This window comes from Nonomuraea candida (assembly GCF_000725485.1).
Lineage (GTDB): Bacteria > Actinomycetota > Actinomycetes > Streptosporangiales > Streptosporangiaceae > Nonomuraea > Nonomuraea candida.
This window is the reverse complement of the sequence record NZ_JOAG01000012.1, coordinates 113,702-133,981: the sequence shown is the minus strand read 5'-3', so window position 1 is coordinate 133,981 and position 20,280 is coordinate 113,702. Positions and strand designations below refer to the sequence as shown.

Sequence of the window (20,280 nt, the reverse complement as noted above, 5' to 3'; positions counted from 1 at the left end):
CGGCCCTTCACTGGCAGTTCAGGAAATTGTCAGATATCAGCATAAAGCGGGTATAGCGTCACCGTTTGATCAACGCACCTCGAAGACGGGTACCGCACCATGCGCAAGGTCCTGACGTTCACCCTCGCCGCCACCCTCGCCGCCACCTCCGCCCTCGCCCTCCTCGCCGCCCCGGCCGCCGCCACTCCCGCGGACCGGCCTCATGACCTGCCGCCCGAGATCTACGGCGGCGCCTGGACCGCCGGGCACGTCCAGGGCATGGCCATCGACCAGCGCAAGGGGCACATGTACTTCTCCTTCACCAACCTGCTGGTCAAGACCGACCTCCAGGGCAAGCTGATCGGCTCCGTCACGGGCTTCACCGGGCACCTGGGCGACCTCGACTTCAACACCGAGGACGGCCGGGTGTACGGGTCGCTGGAGTACAAGGCGCAGGAGTCGTTCTACATCGCGATCTTCGACGTGGACCGCATCACCACCCCCGGCATGGACGCCCAGACCAGCGACGTGGTCAAGACCGTGTACCTGAAGGAGGTCGTGGCCGACTACACCGCCGACATGAACGGCGACGGCGCCTTCGACGGCAACGTCGGCAACACCCCCGACCACCGGTACGGCTGCAGCGGCATCGACGGCGTCTCCTTCGGCCCCGCCTTCGGCAGGAAGCACGGCAGGCAGAAGCTGACGGTCGCCTACGGCGTCTACGCCAACGCCGGCCGGTCGGACAACGACCACCAGGTCCTGCTCCAGTACGACATCCGGCAGTGGAAGAAGTACGAGCGGCCGCTCACCGAGAGCGCCCCGCACAAGAGCGGCCCCGAGCGGGTGGACGGCAAGTACTTCGCCTACACCGGCAACACCACCTACGGCGTGCAGAACCTCGAGTACGACGAGCACACCGGCAACTGGATGATGGCCGTCTACAAGGGCACCAAGCCGCAGTTCCCGAACTACACCTTCTTCATGGTGCACGGCGGCGACCGGCCCAGGACGGGCGAGATCGCCGGCCAGCCGCAGCCCGAGCGCGGCAAGCTGCTCACGCTCGCGCCGGGCGGGCTCCAGGACCCGGCGACCGGCGTGCGGGGCTGGCAGATGACCGGCGAGTACGGCCTCGTCTCGCTCGGCCACGGCCGCTACTACGTGGCCAAGGCCGGCAAGGTCACCGAGGACGGCGTCTCGAAGCACACCGCCCACGCCCAGCTCCACCGCTGGACCGGCCAGGCGCCCACGCCCTTCGAGCGCGTCGGCTGACGCGCGTCGTGCCAGGCCGGACCGGTCAGGTGGCCTGCGGGCGGCGGGCGCGGACTGTTAGGGTCGTTCCTTCTTGCACGAGTAAAGAATCCTGCATGGGAGGGTCATGCGGACCGCAGGGAAGACCACAGTCGTCACGTCGGTGCTGGCGGGGGTCGCCGTCGCGATGGCACCCGCCGCCGGGGCGCAGGCGGCTCCGGCCTGGTACGCCTATCACGGGCAGACGGCCCAGCAGAGCATCGAGCGGGTCAACGAGCTCAAGGACAAGGGTTACCGGCCGATCACGGTAAACGTTTCGGACGGCGAGCGCTACGCCGCCGTGTGGGTCAAGGACGGCTCCTCCAGGGAATGGGGCATCTGGCAGGGCATGTCCGCCGGCGGCTTCCAGAAGCGGTTCGACGCCGCGGTCAAGGAGGGGGCGCAGCCGGTCTCCGTCTCCGCCACGGGGCCGGCCGACTCGCCGGTGTTCACCGCCGTCTTCGAGAAGAAGGGCGGCGCCTTCCTCACCAGGTCCGGCCTCACCCCCGCCCGCTTCGGCGCCGCCAACAAGCAGGCCCTGGCCAAGGGGCTGGCGCTGACCTCCGTGGACGCGTACGGCACGCCGGGCGACATCCGCTACGTGGGCGTGTGGACCGCCAACACCGGCGGCGCCTGGTACTACACCTACGGCAAGAGCCTCAAGCAGCACGAGGCCGAGGTCCACGCCAAGAAGGCCAAGGGGTTCCGGCCGGTCAGGGTGGCGGTGGCGCCCGACGGCACGTACGCGGCCGTGTGGCGCAAGGACGGGGTCCGCTCCTGGGCCCACTACGTCGACATGAACGCCTCCGGCTACCAGAAGCGCTTCGACGAGCTGAAGAAGAAGGGGCTCGCGCCCGTGCAGGTCAACGCGGAGAACGGCAAGTACGCCGCCATCTGGCAGTAGCCCTCCGCGTCACGGGCGCCGGAGCCGGGCCTTCCCGGGGGCTATCTCCTCAGGACGCGGACGTCGCCGGTGGTGCTGCGGACCACGATCTTGCGGGCGCCGTCGCGGTCGTTCGTGACCTCGGAGCGTTCGCTGCCCTCCCTGCTCGCCGTCGTCACCGCGTACGCGCCCGGCGGCACTCTCGCGGTCACCCTTCCGTCCCGGGACTGCAGGTCGAGGGTGGCCGGCGGGTCGGTGAAGGCCAGGTCGATGGAGCCGTCCCAGGTGCGGCCCCGGACCTGGCCCGACCTCAGCCCCTCGCCCTTGATCGAGCCCTCGCTGCGCAGCCGCAGCCGCCCGGAGGCGTTGGTGACCTGGATGCGGTCCCGGCTGACCGCGTCGACGTCCTGGGTGAGGTCGTTCAGGATGATGCCGTCGGCCGCGTCGATCGACAGCCGCACGCCGGGCGGGACCTTGACGTGGTAGCGGGCGCCGCAGTCGCCGAAGACCAGACTGCAGTCGGCGCTGAGCCGCAGCGTGCCCTCGCGCAGGGACCAGGCGGGCCCGTCGGCCGCCCTGCCGCGCACCCACCGCTCCACCTGCACGGCGCCGCCCGTGCCCGGCAGGACGCGCACCCCGCCCAGCGAAGCGTCGATCTTCAGGTTCGTCCCCGTGAAGGGGAACGACTGGGCGGCGTGGACCTCTTCGGCCTTCAGGTCCACGCCGCAACCGCCGGTGACTGCCACCAGGAGTGCCGTACCTGCCACGACTGCCGCGATCTGCCTCATGACGACGATCGTGACCGAACGCCGCCTTCCGGCCATCGACCGTCCGGACGAGTCGACGCCCGCCCGCATCGGCCATTCGGTCACCCGCGCGCCCTGTAGGGCGCGCCCGCGTCCTACAGGGCCGACAGCAGCGCGGTCACCTGGCCCAGGGGGTCGGGGCCGATCGGGCGCACCGCGACGGAGTCGGCGCCGGCCGCCCACAGGGCCTTGACGTGCGCCGCCGCCTCCTCGGCGGTGCCGGACGCCATCGCCACGTCGGCGGGCGCGACCCCGAGGAAGCCCGCCTGCCCCTCCACCGCCGAGCGCGTCACCTCGGCGGTGCCGGACCCGATGTGCAGGAACGTGAACACCACCAGCTCGTGATCCTCGCCGCCGCCGATCCGCTCCCGGACCCCGGGCAGCTGCTCGGGCCCGACGCCCTCGGGGATGATCGTGCCCTGGGCCACGCGGCCCGACAGCGCCAGCGAGCGCGGGCCCTTGACCCCGGCCAGCAGGGGCGGCGGCTCGGCCGGCGGGTGCACGAGCGCCACCTCGTCCAGATGGACCGAGGTGCCGTGCAGGGTGACGGCACGGCCGCGCAGCAGCTCGCCCACCGCCGTGATCGTCTCCTCCAGCAGGCCGAGCGGCGACGGGACGGCGGCGCCCACCTGCCGCATCCACTCCTGCACGCCGTGCCCGATCCCGGCCGCCAGCCGGCCCGGGTGCACCCGCGCCAGGTTGCCCAGCTCCATCGCCAGCAGCGCCGGGTTGCGCAGCGGCGCCGGGGCGATGCCGAGGCCCACGCGCAGCCGGGAGGTGACGGCCAGCGCCGTGGCCGCCGACGAGATGCCGCCGGTCCAGCCCAGGTCCTCGACCACCCACAGATCGTCGACGGAGGTCTCGTCGAGCGTCCGGGCGAACGGGATGAGCTGCTCCGGCGGCAGGTCCCGGTCGTACATGACTCCAAGCCTCATGATGCTCTCCAGTAGTAGCGGAACAGTCGGCCGACTTCCGAGTATCCGGCACGCAGGAAGGCATCGGCAGTGGGGACGTTCGCGACATCGGTGGCGGCCACCACGCGCTGCACGCCGGCCTCGGCGAGCGTGCGGGTGCCCCGGGCCAGCAGGTCGTCGACGTAGCCCTTGCCGCGGTGCTCGGGCACCACGCCGATGTAGGCGATGGAGTTGTCGTCGGGGGCCACCAGGCCGACGGGCTCCTCGTCCAGGTGGGCGATGACGAACCAGTCGGGCTTGCCCTTGCGGCTCATCAGGTCGTCGTACATCCAGCGGGCCTCCTTCTCCGCGCCCGACGTGGCCACCTCGACCCGCGTGTCGTGGTCGAGCGAGCCCTCCGAGACGCGGACGAGCACGTCGATCACCTCGGCGGGGGACATGCGGCGCGCGGGCCGGTAGGTCAGCCTGCCGGGGTCGGGCGGCAGGTCGCTGCCGGCCGCCCACTCCAGCAGCAGCCGCTCCACCTCCATCGCGAACCCGGCCTCGATCAGCGCCTCGTGCTCGACGGCACGGTCGACGACGGGGTCGAGCCCCGGCTTGAGCGGGATGTCGTGGATCGCCTTGGTCAGGCCCATCGCGGTCATGCTGTGGCGCAGCAGCCCGGCGGCGGCGACGGGGTCGGGGCCGGGGTCGAACTGCCAGACGATCGCAGGCTCCGAGCCGGGGAAGGGCGCCCAGTAGGCCAGGCGGGCCTGTCCCTCCGCGAAGCACCACTCAGGACGGGTCCTGCCCTCGTCGAAGGCGGACCTGAGCTGGGATCGCGCGGGCTCGGGGAACTGGTCGAACAACGTGAAAGCCTCCGCAGGTGAGGGGGCTCTCCCGCGACCGCAGAGCGTCGAGGGGAGGTGTGCCCGGTGACATGACCATTTTCGCGCACACCTCTTACCGGCCGGGCCCCGCCGGGACCACGCGACCGGCCCGCCCCGGCGCATGAGACGGGACTCCGCCGGACCGCGCGACCGGACCCTGCCGGAGCCGCGCGGCGGGTCGTCGGGCAGCGTCCTCCGGGGCCGGGGGCGTCAGGCCGCGTCCTCGGGGCCGGGGCGTCAGGCCGCGTTCTCCAGGGCCGCGCGGGCCTCGCCGAGGGATTGGCTCGTCTCGAAATGCCGGTCGAGATTGGTGATCGTCAGCAGATGCCGGATCATTCCCGGCGCGAGCACCAGGATCATCCGGCCGTTCATCCGCTGCACGTGGTTGAGCGCGGCGACGAGCACCCCGAGCCCGACCGAGTCGCAGAACGGCACCTCGGTCAGATCGAGGACCAGAGCGAGGGGGTCGGCGGCGGCCAAGGCTTGTTCGAGCTCCGCCCGCAGCCTGGGCGCGCCCGCCACGTCGAGGTCTCCCACGACGTGCAGCACCGTACAGGGCTCCTCTCGCCAGCACCTGACCACCATGGGCCTCACCTGCCCGACGCCTAGATAATTATGCCTATTTCTTACATATGTTCTGCATTGCCGTTTTGGTGGTTGGTGTAACACTCGGTTGGGCGGATGGGGTGCCGGCCGACTTCTGTTGCCGGATTTTCGGCTGGTCGCTGCCCAGGATCAGCTCGATGCCCTCGACGTCCACCTCGCGCAGCTCCGCGCCGGGGATGGCGGCGGCCACGACCCTCGCCTGCGCCTCCAGCCCCTTGCCGTAGCGGATGAACGTCTTCTCGTAGTCCTTCTTGGTGGTGTTGCCCGGCTTGCCGGGCACCTTGAACCCGTACGCGACCAGCGCCTCCTTCGTACGAGCCGCCAGCCCCGTGATCATCGTGCCGTTCTTCACCTTCAGCGTGATCTCGCCCGGCGCGGTCGCGGGCGGCTTGGCCGACGGCTTCGCGGAGGGCTTCCCGGAGCTGGAGGCGGAGGGCGCCGGCTCGGTGAGGTCCTGGTCCGCCTCGATCCGGTCGAACATGGCACGGGCCGCCTGCTTGTCCCACAGCACCGCCGACTCGCCGGTGGGCGTCTTGAAGTTCACGTCGGCCAGCGGCACCTCGGCGAACTTCACGTCGTCCAGCGAGACGTCCCTGAGCTGATTGGCCAGCCCGAGCAGCCCGTCGTCGGGATCGACCTTGACCGTGCTCAGCGTCGAGTTGACGAACGCGGTCAGCTTGGCCGGGTTGGCCAGCGTGTCGGCGCTCAGCGCCCGGTTGAGCAGGGCCGAGATCACCTGCTGCTGCCGGTCGATGCGGTCGAGGTCGGAGCGGGCCGTGGCGCGGGTGCGGGCGTAGCCGAGCGCGCGCACGCCGTCGAGCTGATGGGTGCCGGCCGGCAGGTTGAGCGCGATCCTGGTGTCGTTGATCGGCACGGGCGTGCAGACCGTGACCCCGCCGAGCGAGTCGACGACGTCGATGAAGCCCAGGATGTTGACCTCGATGTAGCGGTTGATCTCCAGTCCGGTGGCCGCCTCCACGGTCTGCCTGGTCAGCTTGGGCCCGCCGAACTGGTACGCCGAGTTGATCTTGTGGTCGCCCTTGCCCGGGATCGTCGTCCAGGTGTCGCGCGGCAGGCTGACCACGGTGACCTTCTTGTGGTCCTCCGACAGGTGGATGACCATCATCGTGTCGGTGCGCTGGCCGGACTCGCGGCCCAGCTTGAGGCGGTTCTGCTCCTGGCGGGTGAGGTCGTCGCGCTTGTCGACGCCGACCAGCAGGATGTTCTCGGCGCCACGGGAGGACGCGGGCGCGGTCACCCCGGCGTCGACCGTGCCGATCTGGCGCGGCGTCGCCCACACCACCCCGGTCGTGACCAGCACCCCGATGGACAGGAAACCGGCGATCAGGATGTTGCGCCGCCTGGCCCTGGCGCTCCTGCGCGGTTTGCGGGCGCGGACGGGCGGGAGCTTGACCCCGCCGTAGGCGTCGCCGCCCACGAGCACGCCGTCGTCCTCCTCCTCGCCCGGGTCGCGCATGCCGTCCCCCCTTTGTCGCCCCGGCGGATGGGCTTTCGATTGCCCTCCTCCCGTGGTCGTACAGTAGCGTGAGCCCCGCCATGAAGCAGTTCCCCGACTCGCCGCACGCGCCCGCGGAGACGCGCGGCTGGCCTCCCATCTCCGTCGTCATGCCGGTCCTCAACGAGGAGCGGCACCTCCGCGAGGCCGTCGATCAGGTCCTCGCCCAGAACTACCCCGGCGAGATCGAGGTCGTCCTCGCCGTGGGTCCGTCCCAGGACCGCACCCAAGAGGTCGCCGACGCCATCGCGGCGGCCGACCGGCGGGTGACGGTGGTGCCCAATCCGACGGGCCGCACCCCCAACGCGCTCAACGCGGCCATCGCCGCCTCACGCAACGGCATCATCGCCAGGGTCGACGGGCATGCCATGCTGCCCTCCGACTACCTGCGGGTGGCCGTCGAGACGCTGGCGGAGACCGGCGCCGACAACGTGGGCGGCATCATGGCGGCCGAGGGGGTCACCCCCTTCGAGCAGGCCGTGGCCTGCGCCATGACCTCCAAGATCGGCGTGGGCGCCGCCGCCTTCCACGTGGGCGGCACCCCGGGCCCCGCCGACACCGTCTACCTCGGCGTCTTCCGCCGCTCGGCGCTCGACCGGGTGGGCGGCTACGACGAGCACTTCCAGCGCGCCCAGGACTGGGAGATGAACCACCGCATCCGCCAGACCGGCGGCCTGGTGTGGTTCCAGCCCCGCATGCGCGTCTCCTACCGGCCCAGGCCCAACGTCAAGGCGCTGGCCAAGCAGTACTTCCACTACGGCCGGTGGCGGCGCGTGGTCGCGCGGACCCACGAGGGCACGATCAACCTGCGCTACCTCGCGCCCCCGGCCGCCGTGCTGGCGATGCTGCTCGGGCTGGTCGTCTCGCCGTTCCTCCCGCTCGCGCTGATCGTCCCCGGCGGCTACGCGGTCGCCATCGTGGCCGGCTCGGTGCTGACCGGCGGCGGGCTGCCCGCCGCGGCCAAGCTGCGGCTGCCGCTGGTCTACGCGACCATGCACTGCTCGTGGGGCTGGGGCTTCCTGACCAGCCCGAAGAAGCTCGCCCGGCCCGAGCGCTAGTCTCCCGTCGCCCGCCCCCACCCCGCCGCACCCCGGCGGGGTGCCTACCCCCGGCGTGCCGGCGGAGAAGGCGGTCAGTCGGCGGAGAAGGCGGTCAGCCGGCGGAGAAGGCGGTCAGCCGCCGGAGAAGACGCGCTCGACGGCGGCGTTGAAGCGGGCCATCGCGTCCGGATACTCCGGCCCGAGCAGATAGCTGCGCAGCTTGACCCTGGCCCGCGCCAGCGTGTCCTCTCCGTCCAGGAACCCGGCCAGCTCGGCCAGGGCCGCGCCGAGCAGCACGCCGGCCTCGGTGCTGGGGTAGCGCTCGTGGAAGGCGCGCTCGGGCAGGCCGGCCACGTTCGTCACCGCGTACGGCTTCTCGCTGGCCAGGAAGTCGGTCACCACGCTGGAGATGTCGGTGATCAGCAGGTCGCACTGGTTGAAGCAGTCGTACAGGTGCGGCTCCGGCCCGGTGACCACCAGGTGCCGGATGCGCGGCTCGGCCCCGTCCGCCCGCGACGGGTGGCGGGCCTTCGACTTGGCCAGCTCGGCCGCCTCGATCATGGCCACGATCTTCCGGTGCGCCCGCGTGGCGCTCTTGTCGCGGTGCCCGGTGAGCGGGTGCGGCTTGTAGATCACCCGCAGCGCGGGCCGGTGGTCGAGCAGCGCCCGCACGATGCGCGGGCCCATGGTGACCAGCGAGGTGTGGAACAGGTCGTCGTTCCACCCCTCCCAGGTCGGGGCGTACAGGACGGTCCGGAACGGCAGCCCCGGCCCCTCCGTCGAGATGCCTTCGAGCTGCGGCCGCCCGACCTCGTGGATGTTCTCGTCCCTGACGCCCACCTTGGCCCGCCGGTAACGGTCGCGGCCCGCGGGCCCGGCCACCCACACCTCGTCGTAGACCCGCGAGAACGGGTTGAACGACGCCTCCTTGTCGCTGTCGCCGTGATTGAGGAACACGCTGCGCAGGGTCGGGATGCGCAGCATGTGCACGTTCCTGCCGACGTTGGCGACGTACAGGCACAGCCGGGCGTCGGTCAGGGCGCGGAAGCTCATCAGGTCGGCCGACGACGGGATGCACACCATCGGCAGCCGCGTGCCCTCCAGGTGCCGGGCCATGCCCCGCTCGCGCAGGACCACGATCGCCCGCCTGGACAGGCGCTCCAGCGTCGGCAGCCACATCCTGGCCTGGTAGGCGGCGGCCGTCGCGCCGGAGAAGTACAGGATCACCTCCGGCCGGTACTTCTCGATCTGCTCGCCCACGACCTCCAGGACCCGCTCCCGGTCGGTGAGGGGGGCGGCGCGGCGGACGTACGGGATGAGGGCGAGCGCCCCCGCCAGCCCCGCCGCCAGCGCCAGCCCGGCGCCCACGGCGGCGGGCACGACGCCCAGCACCGCCCCGAGCACCGGCAGGCCGTCCAGGTAGAGGAAGGGCACGCTGCCGGCGTCACGCAGCCGCCCCGGCGGCAGCTTCGGGATGCGCAGGGCGGAGACGTCGAGGTTGCGGGTGGTCACCGGCATCCGGCTGAGCATCTGCCGCAGCCGCAGCGCCAGGCCCGTGTGCAGGGCCCGCACGGCGTGGATCGCGAGCATGCCGGCGGCGACCGCGGCGAACCACGGCGAGTCGGCCCCCGCCGTCCGCGCGATCAGCAGCAGCGCCATGGTCTCCCTGGCCGCGAAGCGCAGCGTGATCCCGAGGTGCACCTTGGCCAGCAGCTCGGGCAGCGGCCTGGCGGCGCGGGTGGCGGCGTACTCGACGGCGTACGAGGCCGCCGCGGCCACCCCGAACACCACCGGCGCCGGCCAGAGCGCCGACACCAGCAGCACGGGGTAGCAGCCCAGTAGCGCCGCGATCACGATGAGTCTCCTCATGCGATCGCACGGTAACAAGCGTCAGGTCAAGCGCCGTCCACGCGAACGTCTATGACGTGCCCGGTTAGGCCGGAGATGAGGATGTCCAGCGACGTCTGAGCGACCACGAGCGGAGAGGCGCCGGTATTGACGCAGTTGACCCGGATGCCGTCGGCCGCCCACTCGGCGGCCAGCGCCCGCGTCAGCGCCGCCACCGCCGCCGCGCCGGACTCGCGGGCGGCGCCGGAGCCGGGCGGGACCGCCAGCAGCAGGCTGCCGCGCCCCGGCCGCAGGTGGGGGCGGGCCGCGCGGGCCACGTTGAGCGCGGCCAGGTGATGGGCGGCGACCGCCTCGGCCGACGCGTCGCCGCTCGCCCCCGCCGGCGCGCCGGTGCGGGCGGGCCCGCCGGCGAGCACCACGTGGTCGGCCGGGCCGACGTCGTCCAGCGCCTTGGCCACCGAGTCGAAGTCCTCGGCCCGCACGCCGCCGGCCCGGCCCAGGACGTGCACCTTCGCGCCGTACGCGGCGGCCTCCCGCACAAGAGCCTCCGCGGCGGACACTCCGGACGCGCCGGAGGCGCCGGCCGCTTCGGACGCGCGGACACCGGCTGCTTCGGACGCGCCGGGCGCGGCGTCCACGCCGGCATCCGCGCCGGGCTCGGCGCCGACGACGACGATCACCTGGCCGGCCAGCGCGCTCCTGTCGCCCGGGGGCACCTGGACGGGCAGCCGGAAGAGCAGCTCCGCGATGTGCAGGTCGGCCGGGTGGGTGACCTTGATGTTGTGCTCGCTGCCCGGCACCAGGTGGATCGGCACCTCGGGCAGGTAACGCAGCACCACCCCGCAGTCGTCGGTCGCGGGCAGCCCGGCGAACCCCGGGTCGGCCATCGCCCGCTCGTAAGCCTTTCTGATCACCGACAGCCGGAAGCACTGCGGGGTCTGGCTGCGCCGCAGCCGCGACCGGTCCAGCACCTCCCCGATCACCTCCCCGCCCGCCTGACCGCCTCCCGCCTGACCGCCGCCCGCCTGACCGCCGGGTGCCGGGGCGGCCACCAGGACCGTGTCAGAGCTCGGGATCGCCACGTTGACGGCCTCGTGGGTCTCCAGGGCCCTGACACATTCCGTGATGATCCGGGGCTCCAGGAGGGGGCGTACAGCGTCGTGCAGCAGCACATTGCACTCTTCCTCGCCCAGCGCCCGCAGCGCCCGCCAGGTGCTCTCCGTACGGCTCGCGCCGCCGTCGACCACCTTCCTGACCTTGCGGTAGCCGCCCCGGGCGACGATCTCGCGCACCCGGTCGGCGTATCCGGGCGTCATGAGCACCACGATCTCGTCGATCTCGGGCGCGCCCTCGAACACGGCCAGCGAGTGCTCGATGATCGTCCTGCCCGCGACCTCGACGAGCTGCTTGGGCGTGGCGAGCCCGACCCGCTGCCCCACGCCGCCCGCGAGGAGCACCCCTACCGACCGCAGCCGTGAATCCATACCGCGAGCGTAACGGTCCCGGTCCGTGATATCGCGTTGACCTGTCGCTACGCTGTGTCTACGCACCCCCCCAGTCCACGTGCTCCACCCCGACCGGGAGGAGACCGGAGCTTTGCCCGACTCACTCACCCGCGAGAACGCGACCCTCTCGGCCGTGCTGCTCGCCACGACACCCGCGTGCAGGCTCCACAGCGGCGACGGCACGCTGCTCGACCGGCTCGGCGACCAGCTCGCCCGGCTGCCCGTCCGCGAGGTCCAGGTCGTCGGCTCCGCCGGCGGCCTCGGCGGCGACCTGCGCGGCGTGGCCAAGATCGCGCGCACCGCCGCGGGCGCGCTCGCCGTGCTGCCCGCCGACCTGGTGACGCACACCGAGGCGCTGGCGGTGCTGCTGGAGCATCCCGCCCGCAGCACCGGCGCGCTCATCTCCCACGACGTCACCGGCGGCCCCCTGCGCCCGCCCGTGCGGGTGGAGGGCGGCCGGGTCGTCGCGGCCGGCAGCTCCTTCCACCTCGTCCCCGAGTCGAACGCCACCTTCAGGGGCGTGCTGCAGGTGGGCGAGGCCGACCTGACCGCGCTCGCCGACGTCGCCGAGGAGCTGGCCGAGCTGGCCGACACGGGCAAGCTCGGCCCCGTCACGCCCGTCGAGACGGTGGACCTGCTCCTGGTCGGGCTGGTCAGGTCGGGCGTGCGGGTGCGCGCGGCCGGGATCGGCCCGCTGCACGCCGACCGGGTGATCGGCCAGGACGCCGCCGACGCCGCGCTGGCCAGGCTGTCGGAGGTCGACGAGGCCAAGGTCCGGCTCGACACCTCCGTCAAGGAGGACGACGGCTTCTTCGCCACGTTCTTCGTCTCCTCCTGGACCCGCCACCTCATCAAGCCCGCCGTGCGGCTCAAGATCGAGCCCAACACCGTCACCGGCGTCTCGGCGGGGCTGGCCCTGCTGGCGGCCGTCTGGTTCGCGGCGGGCACGCCGGGCGGGCGGCTGGCCGGGGCCGCGCTGCTGTACCTGTCATTCGCGCTCGACTGCCTCGACGGGCAGCTCGCCCGCTACACGCGCACGTTCTCGCCGCTGGGCGCCTGGGCCGACGGCATGTCCGACCGGCTCAAGGAATACGCCGTCTACGTCGGCCTGGCCTTCGGCTTCGGCGGCACCGAGATCTGGTATCTGGCGGTCGCCGCGATGATCGCGCAGGTCGTCCGGCACGCCATCGACTACTCCTACGCGGGCGCGGTCGCCGACGCCGCCCGCGTCGGGGCCATGTGGGGCCGCCCGGCGCGCTCCCTGCTGGAGTCGCGGGACGTGCGGCGGGCCCCGGGCGGCGTGCTCAGGTTCGCGCAGCGGCTGGAGCGCGACACGATCGCGCGCTGGCTGAAGAAGATCATCGTGCTGCCCATCGGCGAGCGCATGGCGCTGATCGCCGTCACCGCCGCCGTCTGGGGCGCGCGGGTCACGTTCCTGTCGTTGCTCTGCTGGGGTGGGGTGGCGGCCCTCTACCAGCTCGCCGGTCGGATCGCGAGGTCTTCGAGGTGATTTCGGTTCACATGTCGCCCGTCCCCACCAGCACGGTCGTGGCCTACCGCGACGACGGGCCGCTCTCGCGCGCCATGGGGCTGCTGGTGGCCGGGCAGCTCCCGCCGCTGCCGCCGGTGCTCGCCGGCACGTTCGTCACGGGCGTGCTGCTGATGCTCGGCGTGGCCGGCACCGACGGACTGGCGGTGTTCGCGCCCGCCGTGACGCTGCTGCTGGCCGGGCCCGGCAGCACCCACCCCCACGACGGCAGGTTCGACTGGCTCGTGCCGCCGATCCTGCGGCTCATCGAGTACACCTTCATCGCCGCCTGCGGCTTCGCCCACGACGTGCACCCCGTGCTGATCTTCCTGCTGCTGGGCGCGCTCGCCTTCCACCACTACGACCTGCTCTACCGGCTGCGCCAGCACGTCTACCCGCCGGCCTGGCTGGCCACGGCCGGGCTCGGCTGGGACGGCCGGATGATGGTGGTCTCGCTGGCCGCGCTGTCGGGCTGGCTGACGGGCGGCTACGTCGTGCTCGCGATCTACCTGTGGGCGTTGTTCGGCTGGGAGAGCCTCACGTGCTGGCTGGCCGCGCCCCGATCCGGGGTGGAAGCAGCCGATATGGGAACGCAAGACTAACGCCGGATTACCCGCACGGGGGCCAAAGGCGAATACTCTTTGGGCCATCGGAGTCATGCTCGACTGAGGAGTGCACGTTGCTGGGAATGGTTCTGGCCGCTGGGGCCGGACGACGCCTGCGGCCGTACACCGACACGCTGCCCAAGGCGCTCGTGCCGGTTGACGGCGAAACCACGATCATGGACATCTCGCTGCGCAATCTCGCCGAGGTGGGCCTGCGTGACGTCGTGGTCGTCGTCGGTTACGCGGCGCAGGCCGTACACGAGCGGAAGGACGCCCTGGAGGAGCGCCACGGCGTCAAGCTCACCCTGGTGCACAACGACAAGGCCGAGGAGTGGAACAACGCCTACTCCCTGTGGTGCGCCCGCGACTACTTCGCGCAGGGCGTGCTGCTGGTCAACGGCGACACCGTGCACCCGGTCTCGATCGAGAAGACGCTGCTGTCCGCCCCCGAGACCAGCGACGTGCTGCTGGCCGTCGACAACGTCAAGAAGCTGGCCGACGAGGAGATGAAGGTGACGCTCTCGCCCGAGGGGGCGCTGCGCCGCATCACCAAGCTGATGGACCCGGCCGAGGCCTACGGCGAGTACATCGGCGCCACCCTCATCAGGCCGGGCGCGGCCGACCGGCTGGCCGACGCGCTCAAGGCCACGTTCGAGCGTGACCCGCAGCTCTACTACGAGGACGGCTACCAGGAGATGGTCGAGCGCGGCGAGCTGATCCACGCCGCGCCCATCGGCGAGGTCGACTGGGTCGAAGTGGACAACCACGACGACCTGGCCAAGGCCCGCACCATAGCCGTCCACTACTGAGGGAGCGCGGATGCCGCTTCTCGCGAGGATGTTGCCGGCGCCCCTCACCATGGACGTCAGGCGGGGCGCCGTGGCACAGCTCGGCGCCCTGCTGGCCGACAGCAGGGTGGCGACCTCCGGACGCGTCGCCGTGGCCGTCGGCCCCGGGCAGGGCGACCACATCGAGAGCCTCATCGCGCCCACGCTGGGTGAGGCCGAGGTGTTCAGGGTGGCCGACGGCACGGTCGACGCGGCCGTCTCGCTCGGCGCCGACCTGCGCAAGGCGGCCTACGAGGTGGTGGTGGGCGTCGGCGGCGGCAAGACGATCGACGTGACGAAATACGCCGCCTCGCTGGCCGGGATCCCGATGGTCGCCGTCGCGACCAACCTGTCCCACGACGGCATCTGCTCGCCCACGGCCTCCCTCGTGCACGAGGGGGGCAAGGGCTCCTTCGGCGTGCCGATGCCGCTGGCCATCCTGGTCGACCTCGACTTCGTGCACAACGCGCCCGAGTCGCTGGTGCGGGCCGGCGTGGGCGACGTGGTGAGCAACCTGTCGGCCATCGAGGACTGGCAGCTCGGCAACGTCGAGCGCGGCGAGCCCATCGACGGGCTGGCCTGCTCGATGTCCCGCACCGCCGCCGAGGCGCTCATCGGGCGCACCGACTCCATCGAGTCCGACGCGTTCCTGACCGTGCTGGCCGAATCGCTGATCCTGTCCGGCATGTCGATGGTCGTCGCCGGCTCCTCGCGGCCCGCGAGCGGTGGAGATCATGAGATCCTTCATGCCGTGGATCAGCTCTTCCCCGGCACCTCCAACCACGGCGAGCTCGCCGGCATCGGTGCCGCCTTCTGCTTCTTCCTCAGGGAGGACGGCGCGCGTGTCAAGCAGGTGGTCGAGTGCCTGCGCCGGCACGAGCTGCCCGTCGTGCCCGCCGACATCGGGCTGAGCGCCGAGCAGTTCGCCGAGGTCGTCGCGCTGGCCCCGGCCACCCGCCCCGGCCGCTACACGATCCTTGAGCACCTGCGCATGCAGGACTCGGAGATCCGCGATCGGGTGGGGGACTATGTCCGGGCCTTCGGTAGCTGAGCTGCGCCGGGTGGCCCAGCCACCCGGCCACCTGGAGCGCAGGAACGGCGAGCACTGGGCGGGCGTGCTCTACATGCGCCGGCTGTCCATCTACGTCACCTGGATGATGGCCAAGACCTCCGTCACGCCCAACCAGCTCACCTGGGTGATGACGGTGGCCGGGGTCGCGGCCGGCTTCGTGCTGGCGCTGCCCGGGCTGTGGGCCGCGGTGCTCGCGGCCCTGCTCGTCCAGGTCTACCTGCTGCTCGACTGCTCCGACGGCGAGCTGGCCCGCTGGACGGGCCAGACCTCGCTGGCCGGCGTCTACCTCGACCGGGTCGGCGCCTACTTCGCCGAGGCCGCGGTGCTGGCCGGGCTGGGCTGGCGCGCCTCGGCCGTCCTGCCCGACTGGTACACCGTGCTCGGCTTCGCCGCCGCGCTCGGGGCCATCCTCATCAAGGCCGAGAGCGACCTGGTGGAGGTGGCCAGGGCCAAGGGCGGGCTGGGCGCGGCGAGCGACGCCTCGGCCGGGCAGTTCCGCTCCGGGCTGCTGGGGCTGGGGCGGCGGGTGCTCGCGGCGACGAAGTTCCACCGGATCGTGCAGCCGATCGAGCTGTCGCTGCTCGCGCTGGGCACCGCGCTCATCGACGCGGTGACCGGCGAGATGACCGCCACCCGGGTGCTGGTCGTGGCCTGCGCGGTCGCCGCCGCGCTGCAGACCGTGCTGCACCTGATCAGCATCATGGCATCGAGGCGACTTGCTTGATCCAGGCCGGAACCGGAGGCGTCTCCCGTCCGTCGTATTGATCGGACGTCCGCCGTTCGGTGGGGGTTCATTGCCGGTTCCGATACGCTTAGCTTCACCATTTCCAGACCACGCAGACCAGCAGACTCGGTGATCATGAAAGAATGCTCCGCTCGTGCTCTCAACGCGTCAGGACAGTGATTCGTTGAAGATCTCGTGCGTCATCCTCACCATGGGCAACCGGGTCGCGGAGCTGAACCGGGCGGTCGAGTCCGCGCTCAACCAGGTCGACGGCGACGTCGAGGTGGTGATCGTAGGCAACGGTGCCGACGTGCCCGAGGTGTCGGCGACGCCACCCGAGGGATCGGCCGCGGTCGTGAAATCGATCCGGCTCGACCAGAACACGGGCATCCCCGCCGGCCGTAACCGGGGGGTGGAGGAGTGCTCGGGCGACGTCGTGCTCTTCCTCGACGACGACGGCTGGTATGCCAACCAGAAGGTCGTCGCGCACGTACGCGAGCGCTTCGCCACCGAGCCCGACCTGGCCGTGATCTCCTTCCGGATCATGGACCCTGACGGCGGCAGCGGCCAGCGCCGCCACGTCCCGCGCCTGCGCGCGGGCGACCCCCAGCGCTCCTCCCCGGTCACCACGTTCCTGGGCGGCGCCTCGGCGATCAGGCGCTCGGCCTTCCTCCAGGTGGGCGGCCTGCCCGAGCGGTTCTTCTACGCGCACGAGGAGACCGACCTGGCCTGGCGGCTGCTGGGCGAGGGCTACCGCATCGAATACGACGCCGAGACGGTGATGTACCACCCGCAGGTGCCGCCGACCAGGCACGCCGAGTTCCACCGGCTCAACGCGCGCAACCGGGTCTGGCTGGCGCGCCGCAACCTGCCGTGGCCGCTGGCGTTCTTCTACCTGACCAACTGGGTCGTGCTCACCGTGATCCGCGAGCGCGGCTCCTCGCGCTCGCTCAAGGCGTGGTTCGCCGGCTTCTTCGAGGGGCTGCGCACGCCGGCGGGCGAGCGCCGTCCCATGGCCTGGAGCACGGCCTGGCGCATGTTCAAGCTGGGCCGCCCGCCCATCGTCTGAGCGGCCCCCACGTGCGACTCAGACCTCGCGGGCGGCGCCGAAGCTCATCTCGGCGTGCGAGATCGTGGTGCTGAACAGCGCCCGCTTGGGCAGCCCCAGCTCGCTCAGCTCCTTGGCGATGGGATGGTTGCCCAGCCTGATCAGCGCGCCGCTGGGGCGGATCCGCGCGCCGCGGGCGCGTACGGACCAGGGGATGCGCCGCGTCACCCCGTCGCGGTGCGTGTAGGCGTCGAGCGGCGCCATCGCGGTCGCCCCCGGCATGGGCAGGCCCGGTTTGACCAGCAGGTCGAGCACCAGCCGGCCGTCCTTGCGCAGGATGCACCTCTTGTACGGCGACGACAGCCGCAACTCGATGTCGGCCAGCTCCTTCGGGAACCCCCACAGGGCGCGCCCGGCCTCCAGCGTGAACGCCTGGTCCACCGGCAGCCAGTGCACGAAAACCCCGGCCCGCCGCAGCTCCGCCGGCCTCGGAGGGCCGGACGAGCCGGGCGGGCGCACCAGGAAGGCCATGCCGAACTCGTGATAGGTGTCGAGGTCGCTGTCGCGATAGTCCACGAACAGCAGCACGCAGACGGCCTTGCCGGGCAGGACCTCGGCCACGTCGAGGCCGGAGTAGGCGATCACCGCCCTGGCGGCGTCGGCCCGGACCGGGTAGGCGGCGCTGCACACCTCGGCGTCCCGCACCCGCACAGGCATGTCCACCGTCCGGCCCTGGATCAGATGTGATGCCATGCCCCCAGTACATCAACAGGCAGGCCGTGTGACCATTCCCGACCCGGTTGCGTCTATGTGTGACGTGACAATCGAAAGGATTCGGGGGGCGTCATCATCGAGGAGCTTTATCGCGAGCACTGGCCGCTCGTGTGCGGGTTCCTCCTGCGCAGGACCCGAGACCCGCATCTCGCCGAGGACCTGGCCCAGGAGACGTTCGTCAAGGCGACCAGGGCCCTGCTGGGCTGGCGGGGCGAGAACCCGGCCGCCTGGCTGCTCACCATCGCGCGCAACGTCCTCATCGACCACCTCCGGCGCGTCCGCCGCGAGCTGGACCTGCCCGACGCCGACGAGCTCGGCGTGCCGGCCCTCCACGTGGCCGCCACGGACGTGCGTGACGCCCTGGAACGGCTGCCCGAGCAGCAGCGCAGGCTGCTCAAGCTGGTCTATTTCGAGGGATTCTCGCTGGTGGAGGTGGCCGCGATGACCGGCAGGACGCACAGCTCGATGAAAACGGCCCTCTGGCGGGCCAGGAACGCCTTCGCCGACGTCTATGGAGCTTCCCATGACTGATGACTTTCCGGAAATGCCGGATTTCGATCCCAAGCGGACCCGGCGGTCCGTGCGGCGCGGGCTGGCCAGGACGACCAGCAGCGTCCTGACCGTCCTGCTGGCCCTCGCGCTGGTCGCCACGCACGGCTCGGCGCTCGTCCAGCAGCGCGGCGACCGGGAGAGGCGCATGATGGACGTGCTCGGCACCGCCTTCAAGCTGTACAACCCGGCCTACCAGGTGACCGTCGGCGCGTGCTGCGAGACCACGCCGGTGTCGATGTCGTTCGAGGTCGGCGCGAGCCCGACGCGCGCCATCGGCGGGTTCTGGCCGGGCGGGGGTGACACCTACCGGATCACCCAGGACTTCTTCGGCCGGGTGTCGGGCCACCTGCCCCTGGGACACACCGCCAACACGCGGCTCTCCCTCGCCCTGTTCGGCATGGGCGGCAGCCTCGCCCCCAAGGAGCAGGTCCGCAAGGTGCTGGGCCGGCTCCCGGAGCGGCTCAACACCCTGGCGGCGGTCGAGTTCGCCGCGCCGCTCGACGAAGCCGGCCTCATCGGCTTCCTGAAGGAGGCGAGGACATGTCCCGACAAGGTGGTCTACGAGCGCAGGACGGGGTCGCTGCCCATCGTCTGGGGTGACACCTTCTGGAGCCCGCCTCTCGCGGAGGGCGAGGAGGACACGTTCGGGGAACGGGCGTGCGGCGAGCAACTGGCCGACTTCCGCGCCTGGGTCGGGCTGCTGCGCGAGCACGACGACGCGAACCTGCGCAGCTTCGACCTCTCCCTGGCCCGGCTGCGCAAGGCGGCCGGCGACGGTCTGGCCTATGGTTACGTGGACCAGCTCTCCTCGGTCGCCGAGCTGCGGAAGCTGATCGAGGACCCGCGCGTGCGCACGATCCGCCTGGCCGACGTCACCTTCGACCTGGACCGGCCTTAGACGGCCAGCGCGTGGGTGGTCACGCCAGCCCAGGACTCGGCGCGGCGGACGAAGGCCGCGGCGTGGTCCGGCCAGTGGTGGCGCAGCCGCGCCTGGGCGTGCCCCAGCGCGCCCAGCCTGGCCCGCCGCGCCGGGTTCTCCTTCAGGTCCAGGACGGCGTTGAGCACGGCGTCCACGTCCAGCGGCACCACGAGCCCGCAGCCGGCCTCCTCGACCAGCGAGGCGCCCTGCGGGGTCGTGATCACCGGCAGGCCCCGGCCCATGTAGTCCATGATCTTGGTGGGCAGCTCCCGGACCGTGTCGTCGGCCAGCGACAGCCCGGCCAGCGCGCCCTCGGCCATGCGCAGCGCGTGCCGGTTGGGCACGTACCCGAACCAGTCGAGCAGGCCCACCCGCTGGGCGTCGCGCAGCAGGGGCCGCACGTCGCCGGCCGCGGCGCCGATCAGGTCCAGCCTGATGCCGTGCGGGACGAGGCGCTCGGCCAGCCCGATCAGCTCCGTGACGCCGCGCTCGGCCGACAGGCGGCCGATGTGCACGACCCTGGTGTCGCCGGGAGGGGGCGGGTCGGCCGACACCAGGGTCGCTTCGGGGACCACGGCGGGCGTGATCACCTGGTGGCGCCTTCCGGCGCGGGCCAGGCGCTTGGGCGGCACCTGCTCGCGGACGTCCCAGACGACCGGAGGGCGGCGGTAGGGCAGGGCGCGCAGCAGCCGCTGGTCGTGCACGATCAGCAGGTCCGCGCCCCGCAGGCCGCGTCTGAGCGCGCCGCGCGCCCGGCCGTAGGAGGCCTGGCGGGGCACGTCGATCGCGGTCAGCCCCATGGCGGGGGTCACGTTGTAGAAGGTGAACGGCGCGACGTAGGTCACCTCGTGGCCCGCGTCGAGCAGCGCCCGGATCTGCCGGTGCATGATCCGGGCGTCCTCGGGATGATGGACGGTCGTGGCGACACATGCGCGCATGTGTCGATGCTCCGCGCTAACCAGGTCAAAGGCGTTA

20 protein-coding genes are annotated in these 20,280 nt (G+C 71.9%); 11 read left to right on the top strand and 9 right to left on the bottom strand.

Annotation, left to right across the window (positions count from 1 at the left end):
- Positions 1-99 precede the first annotated feature (99 nt).
- Together IO39_RS12565 and IO39_RS12560 are read left to right on the top strand one after the other, a co-directional pair.
- Positions 100-1,251 carry a hypothetical protein gene (locus tag IO39_RS12565; protein WP_043620768.1) on the top strand — a complete coding sequence of 384 codons (1,152 nt, stop codon included), beginning with the start codon at positions 100-102 and terminating at the stop codon, positions 1,249-1,251.
- A gap of 106 nt (positions 1,252-1,357) precedes the next feature.
- Entirely contained in the window at positions 1,358-2,173 is an 816-nt protein-coding gene (locus IO39_RS12560) for a hypothetical protein (protein ID WP_157548244.1), read from the top strand.
- Between the two features lie 41 nt (positions 2,174-2,214).
- On the opposite strand, the gene IO39_RS12555 is transcribed toward IO39_RS12560, so the two are convergent.
- From IO39_RS12555 to IO39_RS12535, 5 genes are all read right to left on the bottom strand, one after another.
- A complete protein-coding gene (locus IO39_RS12555; protein ID WP_157548242.1) occupies positions 2,215-2,940 on the bottom strand; it encodes a DUF4097 family beta strand repeat-containing protein in 726 nt (241 codons plus the stop codon).
- Positions 2,941-3,053: 113 nt separating this feature from the next.
- Positions 3,054-3,893 carry an LLM class flavin-dependent oxidoreductase gene (locus IO39_RS12550; protein WP_043620756.1) on the bottom strand — a complete coding sequence of 280 codons (840 nt, stop codon included), beginning with the start codon at positions 3,891-3,893 and terminating at the stop codon, positions 3,054-3,056.
- Entirely contained in the window at positions 3,890-4,720 is an 831-nt protein-coding gene (locus tag IO39_RS50555; protein ID WP_052422807.1) for a GNAT family N-acetyltransferase, read from the bottom strand. Before IO39_RS50555 ends, IO39_RS12550 begins: the two co-directional genes overlap by 4 nt.
- Before the next feature lie 258 nt (positions 4,721-4,978).
- On the bottom strand, positions 4,979-5,326 hold the full coding sequence (locus tag IO39_RS12540; RefSeq protein ID WP_043620753.1) for an STAS domain-containing protein: 348 nt from the start codon (positions 5,324-5,326) through the stop codon (positions 4,979-4,981).
- Between the two features lie 34 nt (positions 5,327-5,360).
- Positions 5,361-6,824 (bottom strand): LCP family protein, encoded by a 1,464-nt coding sequence (locus IO39_RS12535; protein ID WP_043620750.1) that lies wholly within the window; start codon positions 6,822-6,824, stop codon positions 5,361-5,363.
- Positions 6,825-6,862: 38 nt separating this feature from the next.
- Here IO39_RS12535 and IO39_RS12530 point away from each other — a divergent pair, with 38 nt between their 5' ends.
- Positions 6,863-7,921, top strand: a complete 1,059-nt coding sequence (locus tag IO39_RS12530; protein WP_500690332.1) for a glycosyltransferase family 2 protein — start codon at positions 6,863-6,865, stop codon at positions 7,919-7,921.
- 114 nt (positions 7,922-8,035) lie between these two features.
- Here the strand turns inward: IO39_RS12530 and IO39_RS12525 are convergent, their stop codons facing one another.
- Positions 8,036-9,772: a CDP-glycerol glycerophosphotransferase family protein gene (locus IO39_RS12525; protein ID WP_043620748.1), complete on the bottom strand. Its 1,737-nt coding sequence runs from the start codon at positions 9,770-9,772 to the stop codon at positions 8,036-8,038.
- Between the two features lie 26 nt (positions 9,773-9,798).
- Positions 9,799-11,235 carry a bifunctional cytidylyltransferase/SDR family oxidoreductase gene (locus IO39_RS12520; RefSeq protein WP_043620743.1) on the bottom strand — a complete coding sequence of 479 codons (1,437 nt, stop codon included), beginning with the start codon at positions 11,233-11,235 and terminating at the stop codon, positions 9,799-9,801.
- 112 nt (positions 11,236-11,347) lie between these two features.
- On the opposite strand from IO39_RS12520, the gene IO39_RS58870 reads away from it, so the two are divergent.
- The 6 genes from IO39_RS58870 to IO39_RS12490 all read left to right on the top strand — a co-directional run bounded on the left by IO39_RS58870 (position 11,348) and on the right by IO39_RS12490 (position 17,081).
- Positions 11,348-12,766, top strand: coding sequence for a CDP-alcohol phosphatidyltransferase family protein (locus IO39_RS58870; RefSeq protein ID WP_043620740.1), 1,419 nt, complete (start codon positions 11,348-11,350; stop codon positions 12,764-12,766).
- 11 nt (positions 12,767-12,777) lie between these two features.
- Positions 12,778-13,386, top strand: a complete 609-nt coding sequence (locus tag IO39_RS58865; protein ID WP_281200073.1) for a DUF5941 domain-containing protein — start codon at positions 12,778-12,780, stop codon at positions 13,384-13,386.
- A 77-nt stretch (positions 13,387-13,463) separates the two neighbouring features.
- Entirely contained in the window at positions 13,464-14,198 is a 735-nt protein-coding gene (locus IO39_RS12505; RefSeq protein ID WP_043620735.1) for a phosphocholine cytidylyltransferase family protein, read from the top strand.
- A gap of 28 nt (positions 14,199-14,226) precedes the next feature.
- Positions 14,227-15,267, top strand: a complete 1,041-nt coding sequence (locus tag IO39_RS12500; protein ID WP_043620733.1) for an iron-containing alcohol dehydrogenase family protein — start codon at positions 14,227-14,229, stop codon at positions 15,265-15,267.
- A complete protein-coding gene (locus IO39_RS12495) occupies positions 15,245-16,012 on the top strand; it encodes a CDP-alcohol phosphatidyltransferase family protein (RefSeq protein ID WP_043620730.1) in 768 nt (255 codons plus the stop codon). Before IO39_RS12500 ends, IO39_RS12495 begins: the two co-directional genes overlap by 23 nt.
- A 184-nt stretch (positions 16,013-16,196) precedes the next feature.
- Positions 16,197-17,081 carry a glycosyltransferase gene (locus IO39_RS12490; protein WP_043620727.1) on the top strand — a complete coding sequence of 295 codons (885 nt, stop codon included), beginning with the start codon at positions 16,197-16,199 and terminating at the stop codon, positions 17,079-17,081.
- Positions 17,082-17,099: 18 nt separating this feature from the next.
- Here IO39_RS12490 and IO39_RS12485 read toward each other — a convergent pair whose 3' ends face one another.
- A complete protein-coding gene (locus tag IO39_RS12485) occupies positions 17,100-17,813 on the bottom strand; it encodes an acetoacetate decarboxylase family protein (protein WP_043620724.1) in 714 nt (237 codons plus the stop codon).
- Between the two features lie 93 nt (positions 17,814-17,906).
- Here IO39_RS12485 and IO39_RS12480 point away from each other — a divergent pair, with 93 nt between their 5' ends.
- Positions 17,907-18,365: a sigma-70 family RNA polymerase sigma factor gene (locus IO39_RS12480; protein WP_084772738.1), complete on the top strand. Its 459-nt coding sequence runs from the start codon at positions 17,907-17,909 to the stop codon at positions 18,363-18,365.
- Positions 18,358-19,284 carry a hypothetical protein gene (locus tag IO39_RS12475; protein WP_157548240.1) on the top strand — a complete coding sequence of 309 codons (927 nt, stop codon included), beginning with the start codon at positions 18,358-18,360 and terminating at the stop codon, positions 19,282-19,284. The genes IO39_RS12480 and IO39_RS12475 overlap by 8 nt, the downstream gene beginning before the upstream one ends.
- Here IO39_RS12475 and IO39_RS12470 read toward each other — a convergent pair.
- Positions 19,281-20,243, bottom strand: a complete 963-nt coding sequence (locus IO39_RS12470; protein WP_043620718.1) for a glycosyltransferase — start codon at positions 20,241-20,243, stop codon at positions 19,281-19,283. The genes IO39_RS12475 and IO39_RS12470 overlap by 4 nt on opposite strands.
- Between the last annotated feature and the right edge of the window lie 37 nt (positions 20,244-20,280).